This is a genomic window from Streptomyces albiflavescens, assembly GCF_014645835.1.
Taxonomy (GTDB): domain Bacteria; phylum Actinomycetota; class Actinomycetes; order Streptomycetales; family Streptomycetaceae; genus Streptomyces; species Streptomyces albiflavescens.
In genome coordinates, this window is the sequence record NZ_BMMM01000003.1 from 106,582 (window position 1) to 123,149 (window position 16,568).

Annotated in this window: 13 protein-coding genes and 2 pseudogenes; 8 read left to right on the forward strand and 7 right to left on the reverse strand. The window is 69.8% G+C overall.

Annotated features, from left to right (window positions below; genetic code table 11):
* Positions 1 to 73 precede the first annotated feature (73 nt).
* Both katG and IEY95_RS48840 read right to left on the reverse strand, forming a co-directional pair.
* Entirely contained in the window at positions 74 to 2,296 is a 2,223-nt protein-coding gene (gene katG / locus IEY95_RS09885; protein ID WP_189185555.1) for a catalase/peroxidase HPI, read from the reverse strand.
* 75 nt (positions 2,297 to 2,371) lie between these two features.
* Positions 2,372 to 2,464: pseudogene (locus IEY95_RS48840) on the reverse strand (transcriptional repressor); the annotation flags it as partial.
* 178 nt (positions 2,465 to 2,642) lie between these two features.
* Between IEY95_RS48840 and IEY95_RS09890 the strand changes: the two are divergent.
* Positions 2,643 to 3,053 (forward strand): Fur family transcriptional regulator, encoded by a 411-nt coding sequence (locus IEY95_RS09890; protein ID WP_189185556.1) that lies wholly within the window; start codon positions 2,643 to 2,645, stop codon positions 3,051 to 3,053.
* 177 nt (positions 3,054 to 3,230) lie between these two features.
* On the opposite strand, the gene IEY95_RS09895 is transcribed toward IEY95_RS09890, so the two are convergent.
* Together IEY95_RS09895 and IEY95_RS09900 are read right to left on the reverse strand one after the other, a co-directional pair.
* Positions 3,231 to 4,313, reverse strand: a complete 1,083-nt coding sequence (locus tag IEY95_RS09895; protein WP_189185557.1) for a sugar ABC transporter substrate-binding protein — start codon at positions 4,311 to 4,313, stop codon at positions 3,231 to 3,233.
* On the reverse strand, positions 4,310 to 6,844 hold the full coding sequence (locus tag IEY95_RS09900; protein ID WP_189185558.1) for a SpoIIE family protein phosphatase: 2,535 nt from the start codon (positions 6,842 to 6,844) through the stop codon (positions 4,310 to 4,312). The genes IEY95_RS09895 and IEY95_RS09900 overlap by 4 nt, the downstream gene beginning before the upstream one ends.
* Positions 6,845 to 7,568: 724 nt before the next feature.
* Between IEY95_RS09900 and IEY95_RS09905 the strand changes: the two genes are divergently transcribed.
* The 3 genes from IEY95_RS09905 to IEY95_RS09915 are packed head-to-tail and all read left to right on the forward strand — an operon-like array spanning position 7,569 to position 10,758.
* Positions 7,569 to 8,657 (forward strand): substrate-binding domain-containing protein, encoded by a 1,089-nt coding sequence (locus IEY95_RS09905; RefSeq protein ID WP_189185559.1) that lies wholly within the window; start codon positions 7,569 to 7,571, stop codon positions 8,655 to 8,657.
* A 41-nt stretch (positions 8,658 to 8,698) separates the two neighbouring features.
* The gene (locus IEY95_RS09910) at positions 8,699 to 9,481 is read left to right on the forward strand and encodes an ATP-binding cassette domain-containing protein (RefSeq protein WP_189185560.1); all 783 of its coding nucleotides are present in this window, start codon (positions 8,699 to 8,701) and stop codon (positions 9,479 to 9,481) included.
* Between the two features lie 14 nt (positions 9,482 to 9,495).
* Positions 9,496 to 10,758 (forward strand): sugar ABC transporter permease, encoded by a 1,263-nt coding sequence (locus IEY95_RS09915; protein WP_229702777.1) that lies wholly within the window; start codon positions 9,496 to 9,498, stop codon positions 10,756 to 10,758.
* A gap of 188 nt (positions 10,759 to 10,946) precedes the next feature.
* Here the strand turns inward: IEY95_RS09915 and IEY95_RS09920 are convergent, their stop codons facing one another.
* Positions 10,947 to 11,912 carry a pirin family protein gene (locus IEY95_RS09920; RefSeq protein WP_189185562.1) on the reverse strand — a complete coding sequence of 322 codons (966 nt, stop codon included), beginning with the start codon at positions 11,910 to 11,912 and terminating at the stop codon, positions 10,947 to 10,949.
* A gap of 187 nt (positions 11,913 to 12,099) precedes the next feature.
* Here IEY95_RS09920 and IEY95_RS09925 point away from each other — a divergent pair, with 187 nt between their 5' ends.
* From IEY95_RS09925 to IEY95_RS09935, 3 genes are all read left to right on the forward strand, one after another.
* Positions 12,100 to 12,606 carry a MarR family winged helix-turn-helix transcriptional regulator gene (locus tag IEY95_RS09925; RefSeq protein ID WP_189185997.1) on the forward strand — a complete coding sequence of 169 codons (507 nt, stop codon included), beginning with the start codon at positions 12,100 to 12,102 and terminating at the stop codon, positions 12,604 to 12,606.
* Complete coding sequence (locus IEY95_RS09930) at positions 12,603 to 13,043, forward strand: winged helix DNA-binding protein (protein ID WP_189185563.1); 441 nt, start codon at positions 12,603 to 12,605, stop codon at positions 13,041 to 13,043. The genes IEY95_RS09925 and IEY95_RS09930 overlap by 4 nt, the downstream gene beginning before the upstream one ends.
* A gap of 68 nt (positions 13,044 to 13,111) precedes the next feature.
* Positions 13,112 to 13,459 carry a tetratricopeptide repeat protein gene (locus IEY95_RS09935; protein WP_189185564.1) on the forward strand — a complete coding sequence of 116 codons (348 nt, stop codon included), beginning with the start codon at positions 13,112 to 13,114 and terminating at the stop codon, positions 13,457 to 13,459.
* 147 nt (positions 13,460 to 13,606) lie between these two features.
* Here the strand turns inward: IEY95_RS09935 and IEY95_RS09940 are convergent.
* Positions 13,607 to 13,921, reverse strand: a pseudogene (locus IEY95_RS09940) (M56 family peptidase); the annotation flags it as partial.
* A gap of 149 nt (positions 13,922 to 14,070) precedes the next feature.
* Positions 14,071 to 15,477 carry a PepSY-associated TM helix domain-containing protein gene (locus tag IEY95_RS09945; protein ID WP_189185565.1) on the reverse strand — a complete coding sequence of 469 codons (1,407 nt, stop codon included), beginning with the start codon at positions 15,475 to 15,477 and terminating at the stop codon, positions 14,071 to 14,073.
* 203 nt (positions 15,478 to 15,680) lie between these two features.
* Here IEY95_RS09945 and IEY95_RS09950 point away from each other — a divergent pair, with 203 nt between their 5' ends.
* Positions 15,681 to 16,337, forward strand: coding sequence for a peptide deformylase (locus IEY95_RS09950; RefSeq protein ID WP_189185566.1), 657 nt, complete (start codon positions 15,681 to 15,683; stop codon positions 16,335 to 16,337).
* The last annotated feature ends 231 nt before the right edge of the window (positions 16,338 to 16,568 follow it).

The window sequence follows — 16,568 nt, forward strand, 5'->3', positions numbered from 1 at the left end:
GGTGGACGACGTCGAGATCCTGCCGACCGAGGGCGTCCAGGTCGGCCCGCGCGGGCCGACCTGGACGTCATGATCAGACGAGGTCGAACCGGTCCAGGTCCATGACCTTGCCCCACGCCGCGACGAAGTCGTTCACGAACTTCTCCTTCGCGTCATCGCTCGCGTAGACCTCGGCGAGCGCCCGCAGCTCGGAGTTCGAGCCGAAGACGAGGTCGGCACGGGTGCCGGTCCACTTGACCTCGCCCGTGGCCGCGTCGCGAGCCTCGAACGTGTTCTGGTCCTCGGAGGTCGCCTTCCACGTCGTACCCAGGTCGAGCAGGTTGACGAAGAAGTCGTTGGTCAGCGACCCGGGGGTCGAGGTGAGGACGCCGAGCGAGGACTGCTGGTAGTTGGCACCCAGGACGCGGAGGCCACCGACGAGGACCGTCAGTTCGGGGGCGCTCAGGTTCAGCAGGTTCGCCTTGTCGATCAGCAGGTACTCGGCCGGAAGGCGGTTGCCCTTGCCGAGGTAGTTGCGGAACCCGTCGGCGGTCGGCTCGAGCGCGGCGAACGACTCCACGTCGGTCTGCTCCTGCGAGGCGTCCACCCGGCCCGGCGTGAAGGGCACCTGGACGTCGAAGCCGGCATCCTTGGCGGCCTTCTCGACGCCCGCGGCACCCGCGAGGACGATCAGGTCGGCCAGCGAGATCTGCTTGCCGCCGGCGTTGAAGGACTGCTGGATGCCCTCGAGCGTGCGCAGGACCGTCGCCAGCTGGTCGGGCTCGTTGACCTCCCACCCGATCTGCGGCTGCAGGCGGATGCGCGCGCCATTGGCGCCGCCGCGCTTGTCGCTGCCGCGGAAGGACGAGGCCGACGCCCACGCGGCGGACACCAGCTGGGACACCGTCAGGTCCGAGGCGAGGATCTGCGCCTTGAGGGAGGCGACGTCCTCGGCGTCGACGAGCTCGTGCGTCACCTCGGGCAGCGGGTCCTGCCACAGCAGCACCTCGGAAGGAACCTCCGAGCCGAGGTAGCGCACGACCGGGCCCATGTCGCGGTGGGTCAGCTTGAACCACGCGCGGGCGAACGCGTCCGCGAACTCCTCGGGGTTCTCATAGAAGCGACGCGAGATCTGCTCGTAGGCCGGGTCGAACCGGAGCGAGAGGTCGGTCGTCAGCATCGTCGGGGCCAGGCTCTTCGACGCGTCGTGGGCGTGCGGGATGGTGCCCGCACCGGCGCCGTCCTTGGCGACCCACTGGTTGGCGCCGGCGGGGCTGGTCGTCAGCTCCCACTCGTAGCCGAACAGGTTCTGGAAGAAGCCGTTGCTCCACTGGGTCGGCGTGCTGGTCCACGTGACCTCGAGGCCACTCGTGATCGCGTCGGCGCCCTTGCCGGTGCCGAAGGAGTTCTTCCAGCCCAGGCCCTGCTCCTCGATCGAGGCGGCCTCGGGATCGGCGCCGACGTGGTCCGCCGGGCCCGCGCCGTGGGTCTTGCCGAAGGTGTGACCGCCCGCGATCAGGGCGACCGTCTCCTCGTCGTTCATCGCCATCCGGCGGAACGTCTCACGGATGTCGCGGGCCGCGGCCAGCGGGTCCGGGTTGCCGTTCGGGCCCTCCGGGTTGACGTAGATGAGGCCCATCTGGACCGCGCCGAGCGGGTTCTCCAGCTCGCGGTCGCCGGTGTAGCGCTCGTCGCCGAGCCAGGTGGTCTCGGGGCCCCAGTAGACGTCCTCGTCGGGCTCCCAGACGTCCGCGCGGCCACCGGCGAAGCCGAAGGTCTTGAAGCCCATCGACTCCAGGGCGACGTTGCCGGCGAGGATCATGAGGTCGGCCCACGAGAGGTTCTGGCCGTACTTCTTCTTGACCGGCCACAGCAGACGGCGGGCCTTGTCGAGGTTGCCGTTGTCCGGCCAGCTGTTGAGGGGGGCGAAGCGCTGCTGGCCGGCGCCGGCGCCACCGCGGCCGTCGCTGATCCGGTAGGTGCCCGCGCTGTGCCACGCCATCCGGATCATGAACGGGCCGTAGTGGCCGAAGTCGGCGGGCCACCAGTCCTGCGAGGTGGTCAGTACCTCGGCGATGTCCCGCTTCACGGCCGGAAGGTCGAGGGTCTTGAACCCCTCGGCGTAGTCGAACTCCTCACCGAGCGGGTTGGCCACGGCGGGGTTCTTGGCAAGGATCTTCAGGTTCAGCCGCTCCGGCCACCACTGGCGGTTTCCGCCGCCCTGAGTGGGGTGCGGGGCGCGCCCGTGCGCGACCGGGCAGCCACCCGCCTCCTCCGGCTTCGAGTCTGTGACGATCGCGTCGTGGTTCTCAGTCATGCGAATCCTTCCGGACGGGGCGGATCTTGGTGCTCAGGAACTGAGGGCGGTGGAACAGTCGGGGCACAGGCCCCGGAGCGAGTGGAGGGCCTCACTCACGGCGTGAACGGGGGTATGGCCCGCGCGATCGCGCACCCCGGAGGCGTTCGCCTCGACGCCGAGGTGGTCCCTCACGTTTCTGTCTCCTGCCGTACTGGAGTCTGCCTGTCCCTTGGCTATCGCCGGAACCGATCCTACGATGGACAGAATCCAAGTCAAGAAGCATGCCAAGCCCATATCCAATCGGAACCCGGACGTCCGCCGATAAAATTCGCGTATCCAACCGAGCCCGAATAGGTGAACAGATATGAGTGACCTGCTGGAGCGACTGCGAGAGCGCGGCTGGCGGATGACCTCCCAGCGGCGCGTCGTTGCGGAGGTCCTCAACGGCGACCACGTACATCTCACGGCCGACGAGGTGCACGCCCGCGCGGCACAACGGCTGCCCGAGATCTCCCGGGCGACCGTCTACAACGCCCTGGGCGAGCTGGTCTCCCTCGGCGAGGTCACCGAGGTCTCCACCGACGGACGCGCCAAGCGCTACGACCCCAACGCGCACCACCCGCACCAGCACTTGGTGTGCTCCCACTGCGGCACCATCCGCGATGTCCACCCGACCGGCAATCCGCTGGCCGACCTCCCGTCGGAGGAACGGTTCGGCTTCTCGGTGTCCGAGGTCGAGGTCACCTACCGAGGGCTGTGCCCGTCCTGCGCTTAGTCGGAAATGGCTTCGCGGCCGCCACATCACGCCTGCTTCAACTGCGCGCGCATGTGTCGGGTTACGCGATCACGGCCAACCGGTGGGCGCACGGGAGCGTCGAAGTACGCCCGCCCACGGGGCCGTACCGCGGACCGGGTCCCCCTACCCGGCGAGTCCGGCCTCGCCGCAGGCGGGTTACCGGGCCAGTCCGGCCTTGTCGCAGGCGGGCCGGAGCTCCCGGGTGCAGATCTGGTCGATGGTGTACACGCCGCCGTCGACGAGTGTCTGCTGGATGTTGCCGACCGTCACCGCGCTCGGAGTGAGCAGGACGGACGGGATGTGCTTGGTGGTGGGGCTGTCGATCGTCGTCGTGGCGACGTCGCGGAGATCCTCGCCGCGCCCCAGGGCGACGGCCATGGCCGCGGCTGCGGCCGCTTCCTTCCCGAACGGTTTGTACACCGTCATGTACTGCTCGCCCTTGATGATGCGCTGCACAGCGTCCAGGTCGGCGTCCTGGCCGGTGATGGGAGGAAGCTCCCCGACACGGGCACTCTTGAGAGCGGAGATGACGCCCGCGGCTATGGCGTCGTTGGCCGCCAGAATGCCGCCGATCCCGTCCGGGCCCAGGGCCGCCATGGCAGCGGACATGTTGGCGTGGGCGTTCTCCGTACTCCAGCCCACGGTGTCGTACGACCGCGCGATCTTCACCTTGCCGGTGATGACGGACAGCGCACCGTTCCTGAACCACGCCGCGTTGGGGCTGGTCGGATCGCCGTTCATCATGACGACGTTCCCGCCCTTCGCCTTGTCGCCCATGGCCTCAAGGAGCGCCTCGCCCTGGAGCCTGCCGACCTGGGCGCCGTCGAAACTGACAAAACCCGAGATCGGACCTTCGGCGAGCCGGTCATAGGCGACGACGGGAACACCCGCCTTGTGCGCCTCCTGGATCGAGGAGCGGAGCGCCCTGGTGTCCGCGGCGTCGAGGATCAGGACCCTGACCCCCTTGATGATCATGGACATCATCTGTTGCCGCTGCCTCATCGCGTCGTTCTCGGCGTTGGCGTACTCCATGGTGCAGCGGGGACACAACTCCTTCAGCCGCTTCTCGATCAGCGGCTTGTCGGAATGCTCCCAGCGGTGGACAGATCGGCCCGGGAGCAGCAGGCCGACGGCGAAGCTGTCCGTGCCCGCATGGCCGTCTCCTCCGCAGGCGGATACGGACATCGTCATGAGCCCCACGAAGAGCACAGCGATGACACGGCACGTACGGGTCCTCATGGCAGCCCCCCTGGCTCCGTTCGGGGTTCCGGGTCCGCGGAAGCCGGGTCGCGCTGCGGCACAACGATCTCGCTGCACACCTGCTTGCCGCCGGCCACCGGCACCGAGCAGAAGGACTCCGACATCGCTTCGACCAGAAGCAGGCCCCGGCCGCCGGTCGCCTCCCAGTCCACGATCACCGGCTTGGCGGGCGCACGCGGCGAGGAGTCGCTCACACAGACCCTGACCCGGTCGCCGCGAAGCGTCAGATCGAGGCGGACCGGACCCTGGGTGTGCACAAGGGCGTTGGTGACCAGTTCGGACACGACCAGGAGCACCGCATCGGCCACTTCTTCGACCGTCCACCGACGCAGCGTGCGCGCGGTGAAACGGCGGGCGTGCATAACGGCGTCCGGCAGTCGCCACACCACCCAGCCGGCCCGTATCGGGCGGGTCGTCATGCCGTCGTAGCGCAGCAGCAGCAGCGCCACGTCGTCCTCACGACGGTCGACGTCGCCGAGCAGGGCGTCGGCCATCCGCCCCGGATCCGCCGGATCGGCCGTGGCGAGTGCGGTGAGCGTCCGTTGCATACCCTCGTCCAGGGGCAGGTCGGCGGCTTCGACCAGTCCGTCGGTGACCAGGGCGAGCACCGCGCCAGGGGCCAGCGCGACCGCGGTCATGGGGAACTCCGCCTCCGCGAGAATGCCCAGCGGGGGCCCGCCTTCGACCTGCACCTCCTCGGCGCTGCCGTCGGGGTGGCGCACCAGCGGCGAGAGGTGCCCTGCCCGGACGAACAGGGTATTGCCCTCCTCCATGTCCAGTTCGACATAGCAGCAGGTGGCGAACAGATCGCTCTCCATGCCGACGAGGAGTCGGTTGGCGTGTGAGACGACGACGTCGGGCGGGTGGCCCTCCACCGCGTATGCCCTGACCGCGGTACGCATCTGGCCCATGATCGTCGCGGCTCCGGCGCTGTGTCCTTGCACATCGCCGATGACCAGCGCCACCCGATCCTCGGAGAGAGCGATGACGTCGTACCAGTCACCGCCCACCTGCAACCCCTGCCTGGCGGGCAGATAGCGGGCGACGGCTTTCCCCCCGGGCAGCTCGGGAAGGCGCCGCGGCAGCAGACTGCGCTGCAGCATCGTGGCGAGCTCCTGCTCGGCGTCGTGCGCGTGCGCGCGCTGGAGGGCCTGCCCGACCAGCGCCGCGGTGGCAGTCAGCAGGGACCGCTCCTCGGGGACGAACTCGCGCGGCTCGTCCCAGCCGACCAGGCACACGCCGGCGACGCCGCCCTTGGCAGGGAGGGGCAGGACGGCCAGACCCCCGGCACCGATGCCTGCGAGTCCGGGTTCGAGGGCTGTGCCGGCGGGCCACAGATCCATACGTCCGTCCCACAGGGCCATCTGAAGCGTGGGCAGGGCGCTGACCGGTGCGTCGGGCCACTCCGAAAGCCACGCGGAACGCCATATCTCCGGCCAGGCGGCGGGCTGAGGCGGGTCGAGCACGACAACCATGAGCCGGTCGTCCCGCAACTCGGCGACCGCCACCCGGTCGGCGCCCAGCGGCTCGCGCAGGGCGGAGACCACCACTCGGCCGACGTCACGGACCGTTGCGGCGTCGTCGAGTGCGGCGGTCAGCCACTGGATCCTGGAAACGTCGTCGGCGCTCTGACGCAGGGCCGAGGTCGCCATCACCACGCCCAGCACCTGCTCCGGCCGGTCGTCGGTGCTCGCCACCACCCGGCAACTCAGGCTCAGCCAGCGCATTTCACCGGTGGGGCGGCGGACACGGAACTCCAGCTCCCGCCGGCCGAACGCCTGGCTGGACGGATCGAGGACCGACATCAGCGCGTGCATGTCCTCCGGCAGGGCATGCGCGAGCAGGGTGTCCGCCTCGCCGTCGAAGTCGTCCGGCGTGATGCCGACCAACTCAAGGAGAGTCTCGTCCACCTCGATCAGGCCGGTGTCCGGCACCAGGACGAACGAGCCGGCACACAGACTCCGCAGGGCGGGACTCAGCAGCGACGACGTCTCGGGTCGGCCGATCCCGGCCTGGAGCATGCCGCCGACCGCGTCCGCGTACCGCTCCAGGAAGTGCCGTTGTTCGGCTTCGAAGCCGTCCGCGGAAGCCCCCACGACGACGAGGCAGCCCAGTCGCGCGCCCTCCGTCCCGAGTGGCAGCGCAGCGAGCGACGCCTCCGCTCGGGGCGGCGTCGGCCCGCCCTCGGAATAGGAGGCGAGTCCCGCGGGATTCAGCCACAGTGGCCGGTCGGTACGGACGGCGTGCGCCGCAGGTGAGCCACCCGACAGGGGCAGACGGTCCGGCAGCCGGTACTCCGAAGTGGCACATCCGGCCGTCTCCACCAACCGAAGCGCCTCATTCCCGACGCCGGACACATAGACGGCTGCCAGCGCCGCTCCGGCGAACGCCAAGGCCCGATCACTCGCGGCGGCCTCCGGCACCGGAGGCGGCGAACCGGTGGCCGCGGCGTCGGCCTCGGATGCCCGCAGCTCCGAGACTCCGGCCCGGGCACGGCCGTCATGAGGCATGTCCGCGACGTACCTCCCGTCCATGCAGCAGGTGCCGGCATGTTGAGATGGCGCACCCACACAATCGAGCATCCACATACCAGAATCGCATATGTGGACCAACCGGACGGATCCACTTGATTGCCATCGGTGGCAGGCCCGGCCACCGGGGTCACCGGTCCTCATGCTTCGGGGCTCGCTCCCCATTCACGTCGCGCGATGCGCACATCGACGGCCGGAAGCGCTGCGTTCGCAGATCACAGACGCCGGTGTCACACTTACGACGTGGCCGTCCTGCCACGTCCACGCCGTACGTTCCGGTGCCCGTTCGGCGCCGGCATCGTAGCCGTCCGACGGCTGCTGGACTTCCGCCCGGCAGTACGCGCGGCCTGGTGAGGAGGCCGGGTATGGGCATGCTCGCTGAGGGAGCCGCCGGTGCCGGGCCGGTCGGACCGAAGGCCCACCTCGCAGGGGCAGGCGACGCCGCTCCGCTGCCGCCACAGCCGCAGCCGCAGCCGCGTGTGAGGACCGGTGTTCGCCCGGATATCCCTGCCGACGTGCCTACCTGGCTCAACGCGGCCCGTGCCCTCGCGTCGCGTCCCACTCGGCCCCCAGACCCGGCTGCCGCACAAACGAACCCTTGACGCCGCACTGCACCCGGACGTCATTCCCTTGGGAGGCCGGTCGCGGTCAACGGTGAGCGCCCCCTCGCCGCACAAGGTGAAGTACAAGGGAGGTCTCGCACATGAAGGCCTGCATCCGGGGCGCGGCCGTCGTCATGACCGCGATCTCGACGGCCGTTGTTCTCGCGGCCTGCGGGCAGGGCGCCGGGAACGACCCCGACGGGGGGAACGCGCCGCGGATCGGTCTGCTGCTGCCCGATGCCGTCACGGCTCGATGGGAGACGCAGGACAGACCCTTGCTGGAGAAGAAGATCACGGAGCTGTGTGCCGACTGCACCATCGAGCACAGCAATGCCAAGGGCGATGTGGCCACCCAGCAGGAACAGATGGACTCGATGATCACCAAGGGGATCGACGCCATCCTGCTCGTGGCGGTGGACGCCAGATCGCTCGGCGTCACGGTCAAGAAGGCGCATGAGGCGGACGTCCCGGTCATTGCCTACGATCGCCTCGCCGAGGGCCCGATCTCGGGTTACGTCTCCTTCGACGGCCAGGAGGTCGGCAGGCTCCAGGGCAGGGCACTGCTGCAGGCCATGGCCGAGAGGGCGAGCGGTGACCAGATCGTCATGATGAACGGCGACCCCAGCGACCCCAACGCGGTGTCGTTCAAGAAGGGCGCGCTGTCCGTACTCCAGGGGAGAGTGAAGATCGGCAAAGCGTACGACACCCTCCAGTGGAGCCCGGAGACCGCGCACCTGAACATGTCCGGCGCCATCTCCGCGCTCGGCGTCGACAACATCGACGGCGTGTACGCCGCCAACGACGGCCTCGCCGGCGGCAGCATCTCCGCCCTCAAAGCGAACAAGGTCGCCCCGCTGCCCCCCGTCACCGGGCAGGACGCGGACCTGGCAGCCTTGCGGCGCATTGTCGGCGGCGATCAGTACATGACCGTCTACAAGCCCTTCGGACCCGAGGCTTCCGCCGGCGCCGCCATGGCCGTGGCCGCTGCCCGCCGTGAAGGCCTCGACCGGGTTGCCACGGGCAAGGTGAAGGCCGGTGGTGGAAAAACGGTTCCGGCCGTCTTGCTCACCCCTATGTCCGTGACCGTCGACAACATCAAGAACACCTTGGTGAAGGACGGCGTGTACACGATCCAGCAGATCTGCACCCCCCAGTTCGGGGCCGCCTGCAGCAAGGCCGGACTGACCTGACAAGCCTGATTCCGACCGGGTCCGGGCCCCGGGGGAAGGAGATGGTTTCCGTGTCGACTCCCCCCTTGCTGGCGCTGCACGGCGTGTGCAAGCGCTTCGGCGTCGTCGAGGTCCTCACGGACATCGAGCTGGAGATTCACGCCGGCCAGGTCGTCGCACTCATGGGCGACAACGGGGCCGGCAAGTCCACCCTGGTCAAAGTGATCTCCGGCGTTGCCCCCGCGGACAAGGGCGCCATCGAGTGGGAGGGCCGGACGGTCCACGTCAGGCGCCCGCACGACGCCCGGGACCTCGGCATCGCCACCGTCTATCAGGATCTCGCGCTCTGCGGGAACCTCGACGTCGTCGGCAATCTGTTCCTCGGGCGGGAGATCTCCCGGTACGGGTTCCTCGACGAGGTGGAGATGGAGCGTCGCACCAGACACCTGTTGGAACGCCTGACCAGAGCCATCCCCGATCTGCGCGCCCCCGTCGTCTCACTGTCCAGCGGCCAACGACAGACGGTCGCCATCGCTCGCTCGCTCCTCGGCGACCCGCGGGTCCTCCTCCTGGACGAGCCGACCGCGGCTCTGGGATTCGAGCAGACCACCGAGGTCCTGGACCTCGTCGACCGGCTGCGCGACCGCGGCGTGGGGGTACTGCTCATCAGTCACAACCTGGGCGATGTCAAAGCTCTCGCGGACCGGGCCGCTGTGCTGCGGCTCGGTCGCAACAACGGCTTCTTCGACGTGAACACGGCGTCTCAGGAACAGATCATCTCCTCCATCACCGGAGCCACGGAAGACTCGTCCCGCCGGACGGCCCCCCACGAGGCGAGGTGGTGAAAGGGATGCACGACATGGCGGACAACACGCGGGCCGAACCCACCGCGCCCGACGCCGATGGCCGTCGGCCGCGCCGCGGGCCGCCCCTCGCCCGTGCCGTGGAGAGCTGCGTCGCCCTCTTCCAGCGCAAGCTGAGGGCCGGTGAACTGGGCTCGCTTCCCGTCGTCCTCGTCCTCGCCGCGGTCTGGATCACCTTCCAGTCCCTGAACGGGAACTACCTCTCACCCCGGAACCTGTCCAATCTCAGCGTGGACATCGTGGGCACGGGTCTGATCGCGGTCGGCATCGTCTTCGTGCTGCTGATCGGTGAACTCGACCTGTCGGTCGGCTCGATCAGCGGTCTCGCGGCGGCTGTGTTCGCCGTTCTGAACGTGAACAACGGCGTGCCGGAATGGCTTGCCGTCATCGTCGCGGTGCTCGCGGGTACCGTGGCGGGGACCGTTCAGGGCTTCTCCTTCGCCAAGACCCGGGTACCGGCGTTCGTCGTCACCCTCGCGGGTCTCCTCACCTGGAACGGCTTCATGCTCTACGTCCTCGGGAGCAGCGGCACCATCAACCTCGACGAGGACGGGCTCGTCGCCTTGCTGACCAGCTATTACTTCAGCAACGACGGCGCCGCCTACGGCCTGGCGGCGGTGGGCGCGGGCATGTACTTCCTGATGTCCTACCAGGACAGGCGGCGCCGCAAGGCCGTAGGCATGCCGCACCGCTCGCTCCGGGGAACAGCGGTGCGCACGGGAGTACTCGCGGTGATCGCGTTCGCCGGCGCGTATGAGCTCAACCGTTTCCAGGGTCTGCCGCTCGCGCTCCTGATCTTCCTGGTGATGGTGGCAGGCCTGGACATCGTTCTCCGCCGCACGCGCTACGGCCGGCAGGTCTACGCACTCGGTGGCGGCGTCGAGGCGGCCCGTCGCGCCAGCCTCGGTGTGACGCGGGTGCGGACCGCGGTGCTCGCGGTCTCGGGCACCATGGCCGCGGTCGGCGGCCTGTTCATGGCCTCGCGCATCACTTCGGTGAGCCAGAGTTCAGGCTCGGGTGTCCTGCTGCTCAATGCCATCGCGGCAGCCGTCATCGGTGGCACGAGCCTGTTCGGAGGCCGCGGTACCACCTGGTCCGCGGTGCTCGGCATGCTGATCATCCAGTCGATCGCCTCAGGCATGGCGATCACGAGCACCCCCGCTGCCGTCCAGTTCATCATCACGGGCGGGGTGCTCTTCGCCGCAGTGCTCATCGACTCACTGTCGCGACGCTCGCAGGAGGCACACGGGCGGGCTTGACGCGTCAGTTCCCCGGCCCGTCCGGGTCGGTTCAACTGCCCCCGAGGCGGTGTGGCGTTCCCATCACCCGCCCGTCCAGGCTCGATGAGCGCAGGGCCCTCATCGGAGGCGACCGGAGCGAGGCGACGGGTACACGAGTCGGCATGGCGGCTGCGAACCGAGCCGCCGCTCTCACGGATTCCCCGAGGTCAACGCACTCTTCCACGCGGCTTCAGCGGCACCGGCGGGAGTTCGGGAGCAGACAGCGGCGCACCGTCGTAGCCCACCACCTCGCCGAACCGGGAACCCGTCATCCAGTCCGAACGAGCCTGCTCGATGTCCTCCTGGGTGCGGCCGATGAAGTTCCACCACATGATCAGCTCCTCCTCGAAGGGCTCGCCGCCCAGGAGCATGACGGACGCGTCCGACTCCGCGCGCAGCGGGAGTTCGGTGCGGCCGCAGCCGAGGTAGAGCATCGAGCCGGGGAGCACCGGTACACCGTCGACGTGGGCCTCGCCGGACATGGAAAGGACGGCGTACTCGAAGTCGGGCTCCAGCGGCAGTCGCACGTCGGTGCCACTCGCCAGGGCCAGGTCGGCGCCCACGATCGGCGTGTACGTCGTGCCGGGCGAGGTGGTGCCGTCGAGGGTGCCCAGGATGAGCGTGGCCTGGAGGCCGGGAGCCGTGACGACGGGCAGTTCGGCGTGGTGCTCGAAGTGCGGGTCGGTGTGGCGGTGGCCGTCCGGGAGGGCGACCCAGAGCTGCGCGCCGTGCAGGAAGCGGGCGTGCGACTTGGGGCTCTCCTCGGAGTGACTGATGGCCCGGCCCGAGGTCATGAGGCCCAGCTGGCGCGGGCGGATCGTCTGGAGGCTGCCCGTGGAGTCGCGGTGCAGCACCTCGCCCTCGTGCAGCCAACTGACGGTCTGCAGGCCCATGTGCGGGTGCGGCGGGACCTGCATGCCGGGCTCGTCGGCGATGTCGTCGGGCCCGTAGTGATCGACGAAGCACCACGCGCCGACCATGCGACGGCCCAGGTTGGGCAGCAGGCGCCGGACTTCGGTGGACTCGCCGAGCTTGACCCGGCGGGGACTGAGGAGTTCGCGCACCGGCTCGGCCACCACGAAACCGCGGCCACCACAGAGGGCGGGAACCGCCTCGCGATCAAGATTGCTCATGGCGCCAAACCTAACCCCGTCGGGGACCGTCCGTCAGGTCATCGACCCGCCCATTGAGGGGCACTTGACTCAGAACAGGCACGGGTCCTACGACCTCGGCCCCAGGCGCGTACGCCGTTGGTCGGACATGTCGTCGGGATAGTAGCCATGGATATAATAGCCATGTACGGTTTCTGGCATGAGTTCGATGAGGTCGGTATCCGAGAACGCGACGCCCGGTTTCCTCGTCTGGCGTCTGTCGATGAAATGGCGCGTGGCCATGGACAGGGCCCTCGCCCCGCTGAGCCTGACCCACGCGCAGTACTCGCTGGTGGCGTCGCTGTACGGCATGCACAGGGACGGGCGACAGCCCAGTCAGCGTCAGCTGGCCGACCACACCGGACTCGAAGCGCTCTACGTATCGAAGCTGGCCCGCGCCCTGGAAGCGGCCGGCCTCGTCGACCGCACCCGTGATCCCGCGGACCCCCGGGCGGTCCGGTTGACCCTCACAGCGGAGGGGCGCGAGATCACCCGCCGCGCGATCGGGGTGGTCCAGGACCTCCTGGACCAGCTCCTCGAACCCCTCGGCGGGCTCGCCGGCGAGCGCACGAAGGCGTTCAGCCACGAGTTGGCCACGCTGCTCGACGTACCACTCGATCCATCGCAAGAGACGACATATTCCCAGCGCGAGCACTCCGAGAAGGAGCAGTCATGACCACCACCACTCCCCCCGTCAACGGCCAGGTCATAGGCCTGGCCCACTACGCGAGCCGCGCCGCCCTGGAGACCGTGCTGGCCCGTACCGGAGCCACCTTCAACCAGTCGGTGGCCCTCAGGGCCGTCTCGGACAACGGCGGGACCGTCGAGCGCGACTGGCTCGTCGGCCGACTGACCGGCGCGCTGAAGATCGAGGAGGCGGCGGCCCGAGAGACCGTCGAGGAGATGACGGTCCTGCAGCAGCTGGCGGAGCCCACGGCCGGGCAGGTGTCGCTCACCGACAGCGGCCGCGAGCTGTTCGAGACGATCCGCGCCGGCGGCAATGAGATCGCGGCCCGGTTGTACGCCGGCATTCCCGCCGAGGACCTGGCGATCGCGGGTCGCGTGCTGACCCTTGTCACGGAGCGGGCCAACGCGGAGCTTGCCGGGGCGTAGTCGACCCCAGGAAGTCGTGGAATATTCAACCACCGCATCCCGTTGTGGCCCGTCGAAGGAGGTCAGCAGTGGAAACGACGTACTACGACCACGGAACGGCCGCGGAGCGCTGGGAGCGGGCGCGGATGTTCTTCGAGGCCAAGGACTACGCCGCCGCGGCGCGGATCCTGGACGGGCTGGTCGAGGAGGTGCCGGAGCAGGTCGGACCCCGGCTGCTGCTGGCGCGCTCCTATTACCACTCGGCTCAGCTGCGCCGCGCCGAGGCGGAGTTGCGTGTGCTCGTGGAGCTCGACCCGGTCGAGCACTACGCCCGGCTGATGCTGGGGCGCACACTGCAGCGCCAGGGGCGGCACGACGAGGCGGAGTCGCATCTGCGCATCGCCTCGGCGTTCGCGGGCGACTTCGCGCAGGTGTGACCACACCGTTCAGGCCCCTTTCGGGGATGGGCCGGTCACTTCGGTGACCGGCCCTTTTGACGCGCAGGGCCGATGAATTCACTGACGCCGGCAACGACGAGTGCGCGTACGTCACCGATGAATTCACCCGCGCCGCCGGTGAGTTCACTACAGCGGCGTGGCCGCGTGCAGGATCAGGATCCTCGTCACGGCCGAGTTCGCCGAGGCCATGGCGGACACGAGTGTGCCGACGGCGGCACCCCAGACGGCCAGCCCCACCGCCGTGAACACGGACGGCCGGTTGCGGGCCGTCGGCGCGGGCTTCGGCAGGGCGGCGACCCGGCGTGGCGCGGGACCCGCGGACGCGAAACCCGCGAACCCTCCGGTTCCGGACAGTCCTGCCGCCCCGGCGAAGGCCGACACCGAGCCGCCGGACAGCAGAGCGGCCTTCCCGATCGCAGCCGCCCAGGCGCTCCTGCACCCAGGCGGCGGTCACCGGGGCGTCCGCCTCGCGCAGCGCCCCGAGCACCTGGACCTCCGACTCGCCCTGCCCGCGGCGCCGGGAGCGTCGGTGCGGCTCCTCGCGGTTGCGGCGCGCCATGTCCGTCTCCCTCCGGGGGTCGCGTGTCCGATCACGCTGCCTGGCCGCCGTGGGTGCGCTTCCCCTTCCAGTACGCGATCTCGCCGAGCAGCACGTCCAGGGCGATGAACACCGCCAGCGGGATGCCGAGCAGCGGGACGAAGTAGCCGAGGACCGCGACGGCCGCCATCGCCGGAACGAGGATCTGCGGCGGGACCTGCTGCCAGGCGCCGCGCGGGATGGGCCGCCCGAACGCGGAGGCGCGGCCACGCTGCCACCACATGCGGTAGCCCCACACGATGAGCAGGATCAGCGAGAGGGCGAGAGCCATCAGGGCGATCTGGTTGACCAGCCCGAAGAGGACGCCCGTGTGGGCGTCGATGCCCCAGCGGGTCAGCTTGGCGAGCAACGGGTAGTCGGCGAAGCGGAGTTCGTCGGTGACCTTGCCGGTCGCCGGGTCCACGGCCACCGAGTCCTGCTTCTCGGGCCAGCTGCGCCGGATCTGCTTGACGACGTAGGCGGAGTCGGCGTCGGCGGGCGCGACGATCTCGACGGGATCACCGAGGCCCTTGGCACGAGCGGCCGCGAGGATCTTGTCGACGTCGAGGGCGATGTCCCGTGCCGTGGCCTCACCGGTCCCCGCGCCGGCGTGGCCCGCGTGCTCGCCGCCCGTCGCCGCCGACACCGAGGGAGTCGCCTGTCCCAGCGAGGTCCGGAGGGTGTCGATGTTCGCGCCGGCATACGTCGACCACGTCAGACCGGTTGCCGAGAGGAAGATGAACCCCGCGGCCGCCCAGACACCGACCGTGCCGTGCAGCCCCAGGGTGCGGCGGCGCCCAGTGGTGCCGCGCACCTTGCGCTGCGAGCGACGGCGGCCGAACCACAGCACGAGGCCGCCGCCCGCGATCACCCACAGCCAGCTCGCGGCGAGTTCGCTGTAGAGCCGGCCGTTGTCACCGAGCTGCAGATTGGCGTGGAGTCCGTCGATCCAGGTGCGCAGAGGCAGCGCGCCGGTGGAGCCGTACTGTTCGAGGTTTCCGCGCACCTTCCCCGTGTACGGGTCCACGAAGACCGCGAGGGTGTGGTCGGCGCCGACGCCCGGGACGCCGGAGATCAGCACGCGCGTGGTCGCGTCCGTCTCGGCCGAGGGACGTACGGCCGAGACCGTGCCCCCGGGGTGGGCCTTGCGGGCGGCGGCCACCTGCTGGGACAGCGTCAGCGTGTGGTCGCCGACGGGGACGGTCAGCTCGTGCGCGTACACGATCTTCTCTGCCTGGAACGAGGCGGCGTACAGGAAACCGGTCGCGGCGGCGACGAGCAGGAACGGGGCGACGAGCAGGCCGGCGTAGAAGTGCAGGCGCAGAACCAGGGGGCGCAGCGGGGACCAGGTTCTTCGGGACGGCGCGGGAGCGCCGGACTGCGGGGACTCGTCCGTCGTGGTCGAGGGAGCGGTGGGCATACGGCGGTTCTCCGGTCGGGCAGGGGACGGAAACGGGCCGTGGGCCGGGGAGTTGGGTTCCCTTCGCCGGTGGCGGTCCAGTAGTCGGGGCGCCACGGCACCCAGTTCCCCGGCAGATACGTGGCGTGCGTCACATGCGGGAAGATGCGGGACGCGCCTGGCTCCGCCTCGCTCAGCGCGATCCGTGTTGGCATCCTGGCGCGATGGCATCCGAACGTGACCCCAGCACCTCCCGCCCCCTGAGCGACTGGGTCGAGGAACTTCTCGCCCACGAAGGCCCCTTGCCGATCGTCGCCGCCGGTGACCCGGTGCTGCGCCGGCCGGCCGAGCCCTTCGACGGCCAGCTGGACCCGGGGCTGCTGACCCGTTTCGTCGCCGCCCTGCGCGCGACGATGCACGCGGCGCCGGGCGTCGGCCTCGCGGCGCCGCAGGTCGGCGTGCCGCTGCGGCTCGCTGTCATCGAGGATCCGGCTCCCGTCTCCGAGGAGGTACGGATGGCACGCGGGCGGGTGCCGCAGCCCTTCCGGGTGCTGGTCAATCCGTCGTACGAGGGTGTCGGCGCGGGTCGGGTCGCGTTCTTCGAGGGCTGCCTGAGCGTTCCGGGCTGGCAGGCGGTGGTGGGCCGGCACGCCGAGGTGCGGCTGACGGCGCTGGACGAGCACGGCCGCGCGATCGACGAGGTGTTCAGCGGCTGGCCCGCGCGCATCGTCCAGCACGAGACGGACCACCTGGACGGCATGCTCTACCTCGACCGCGCGGAGCTCCGCTCACTGTCCTCGAACCAGGCGATGGCCGACCGCTGGAATCAGCCGACGCCGGAGCGGGCGGCCGAGGCACTGGGGTTCGAGCTGCCCGAATGAAACGGCGGACGCCGAAGCCCGGCACGTGAAACGGCGGACGCCGAGGCCCGGCACGTGAAACGGCGGACGCCCAAGCCCGGCACATGAAACGGCGGACGCCCAAGCCCGGGCATGAGGTGAAGCCCGACCGGGACCGAAAGCTCGTACTGGCGGAAAATCCGTCGCTCCCGAGCAGATCCCTCGCTAGCCTGACCGCATGTCTACGCCCCGCATCTCTTAGCTCAAGGACCC

What these genes read in the sequence shown, in the direction of transcription:
- IEY95_RS09900 (WP_189185558.1), bottom strand. Translation starts at nt 6,844, where the DNA reads ATGCCTCATGACGGCCGTGCCCGGGCCGGAGTCTCGGAGCTGCGGGCA.
- IEY95_RS09890 (WP_189185556.1), top strand. Translation starts at nt 2,643, where the DNA reads ATGAGTGACCTGCTGGAGCGACTGCGAGAGCGCGGCTGGCGGATGACC.
- IEY95_RS09925 (WP_189185997.1), top strand. Translation starts at nt 12,100, where the DNA reads ATGAGGTCGGTATCCGAGAACGCGACGCCCGGTTTCCTCGTCTGGCGT.
- IEY95_RS09945 (WP_189185565.1), bottom strand. Translation starts at nt 15,477, where the DNA reads ATGCCCACCGCTCCCTCGACCACGACGGACGAGTCCCCGCAGTCCGGC.
- IEY95_RS09950 (WP_189185566.1), top strand. Translation starts at nt 15,681, where the DNA reads ATGGCATCCGAACGTGACCCCAGCACCTCCCGCCCCCTGAGCGACTGG.
- katG (WP_189185555.1), bottom strand. Translation starts at nt 2,296, where the DNA reads ATGACTGAGAACCACGACGCGATCGTCACAGACTCGAAGCCGGAGGAG.
- IEY95_RS09895 (WP_189185557.1), bottom strand. Translation starts at nt 4,313, where the DNA reads ATGAGGACCCGTACGTGCCGTGTCATCGCTGTGCTCTTCGTGGGGCTC.
- IEY95_RS09910 (WP_189185560.1), top strand. Translation starts at nt 8,699, where the DNA reads ATGGTTTCCGTGTCGACTCCCCCCTTGCTGGCGCTGCACGGCGTGTGC.
- IEY95_RS09915 (WP_229702777.1), top strand. Translation starts at nt 9,496, where the DNA reads ATGGCGGACAACACGCGGGCCGAACCCACCGCGCCCGACGCCGATGGC.
- IEY95_RS09905 (WP_189185559.1), top strand. Translation starts at nt 7,569, where the DNA reads ATGAAGGCCTGCATCCGGGGCGCGGCCGTCGTCATGACCGCGATCTCG.
- IEY95_RS09920 (WP_189185562.1), bottom strand. Translation starts at nt 11,912, where the DNA reads ATGAGCAATCTTGATCGCGAGGCGGTTCCCGCCCTCTGTGGTGGCCGC.
- IEY95_RS09930 (WP_189185563.1), top strand. Translation starts at nt 12,603, where the DNA reads ATGACCACCACCACTCCCCCCGTCAACGGCCAGGTCATAGGCCTGGCC.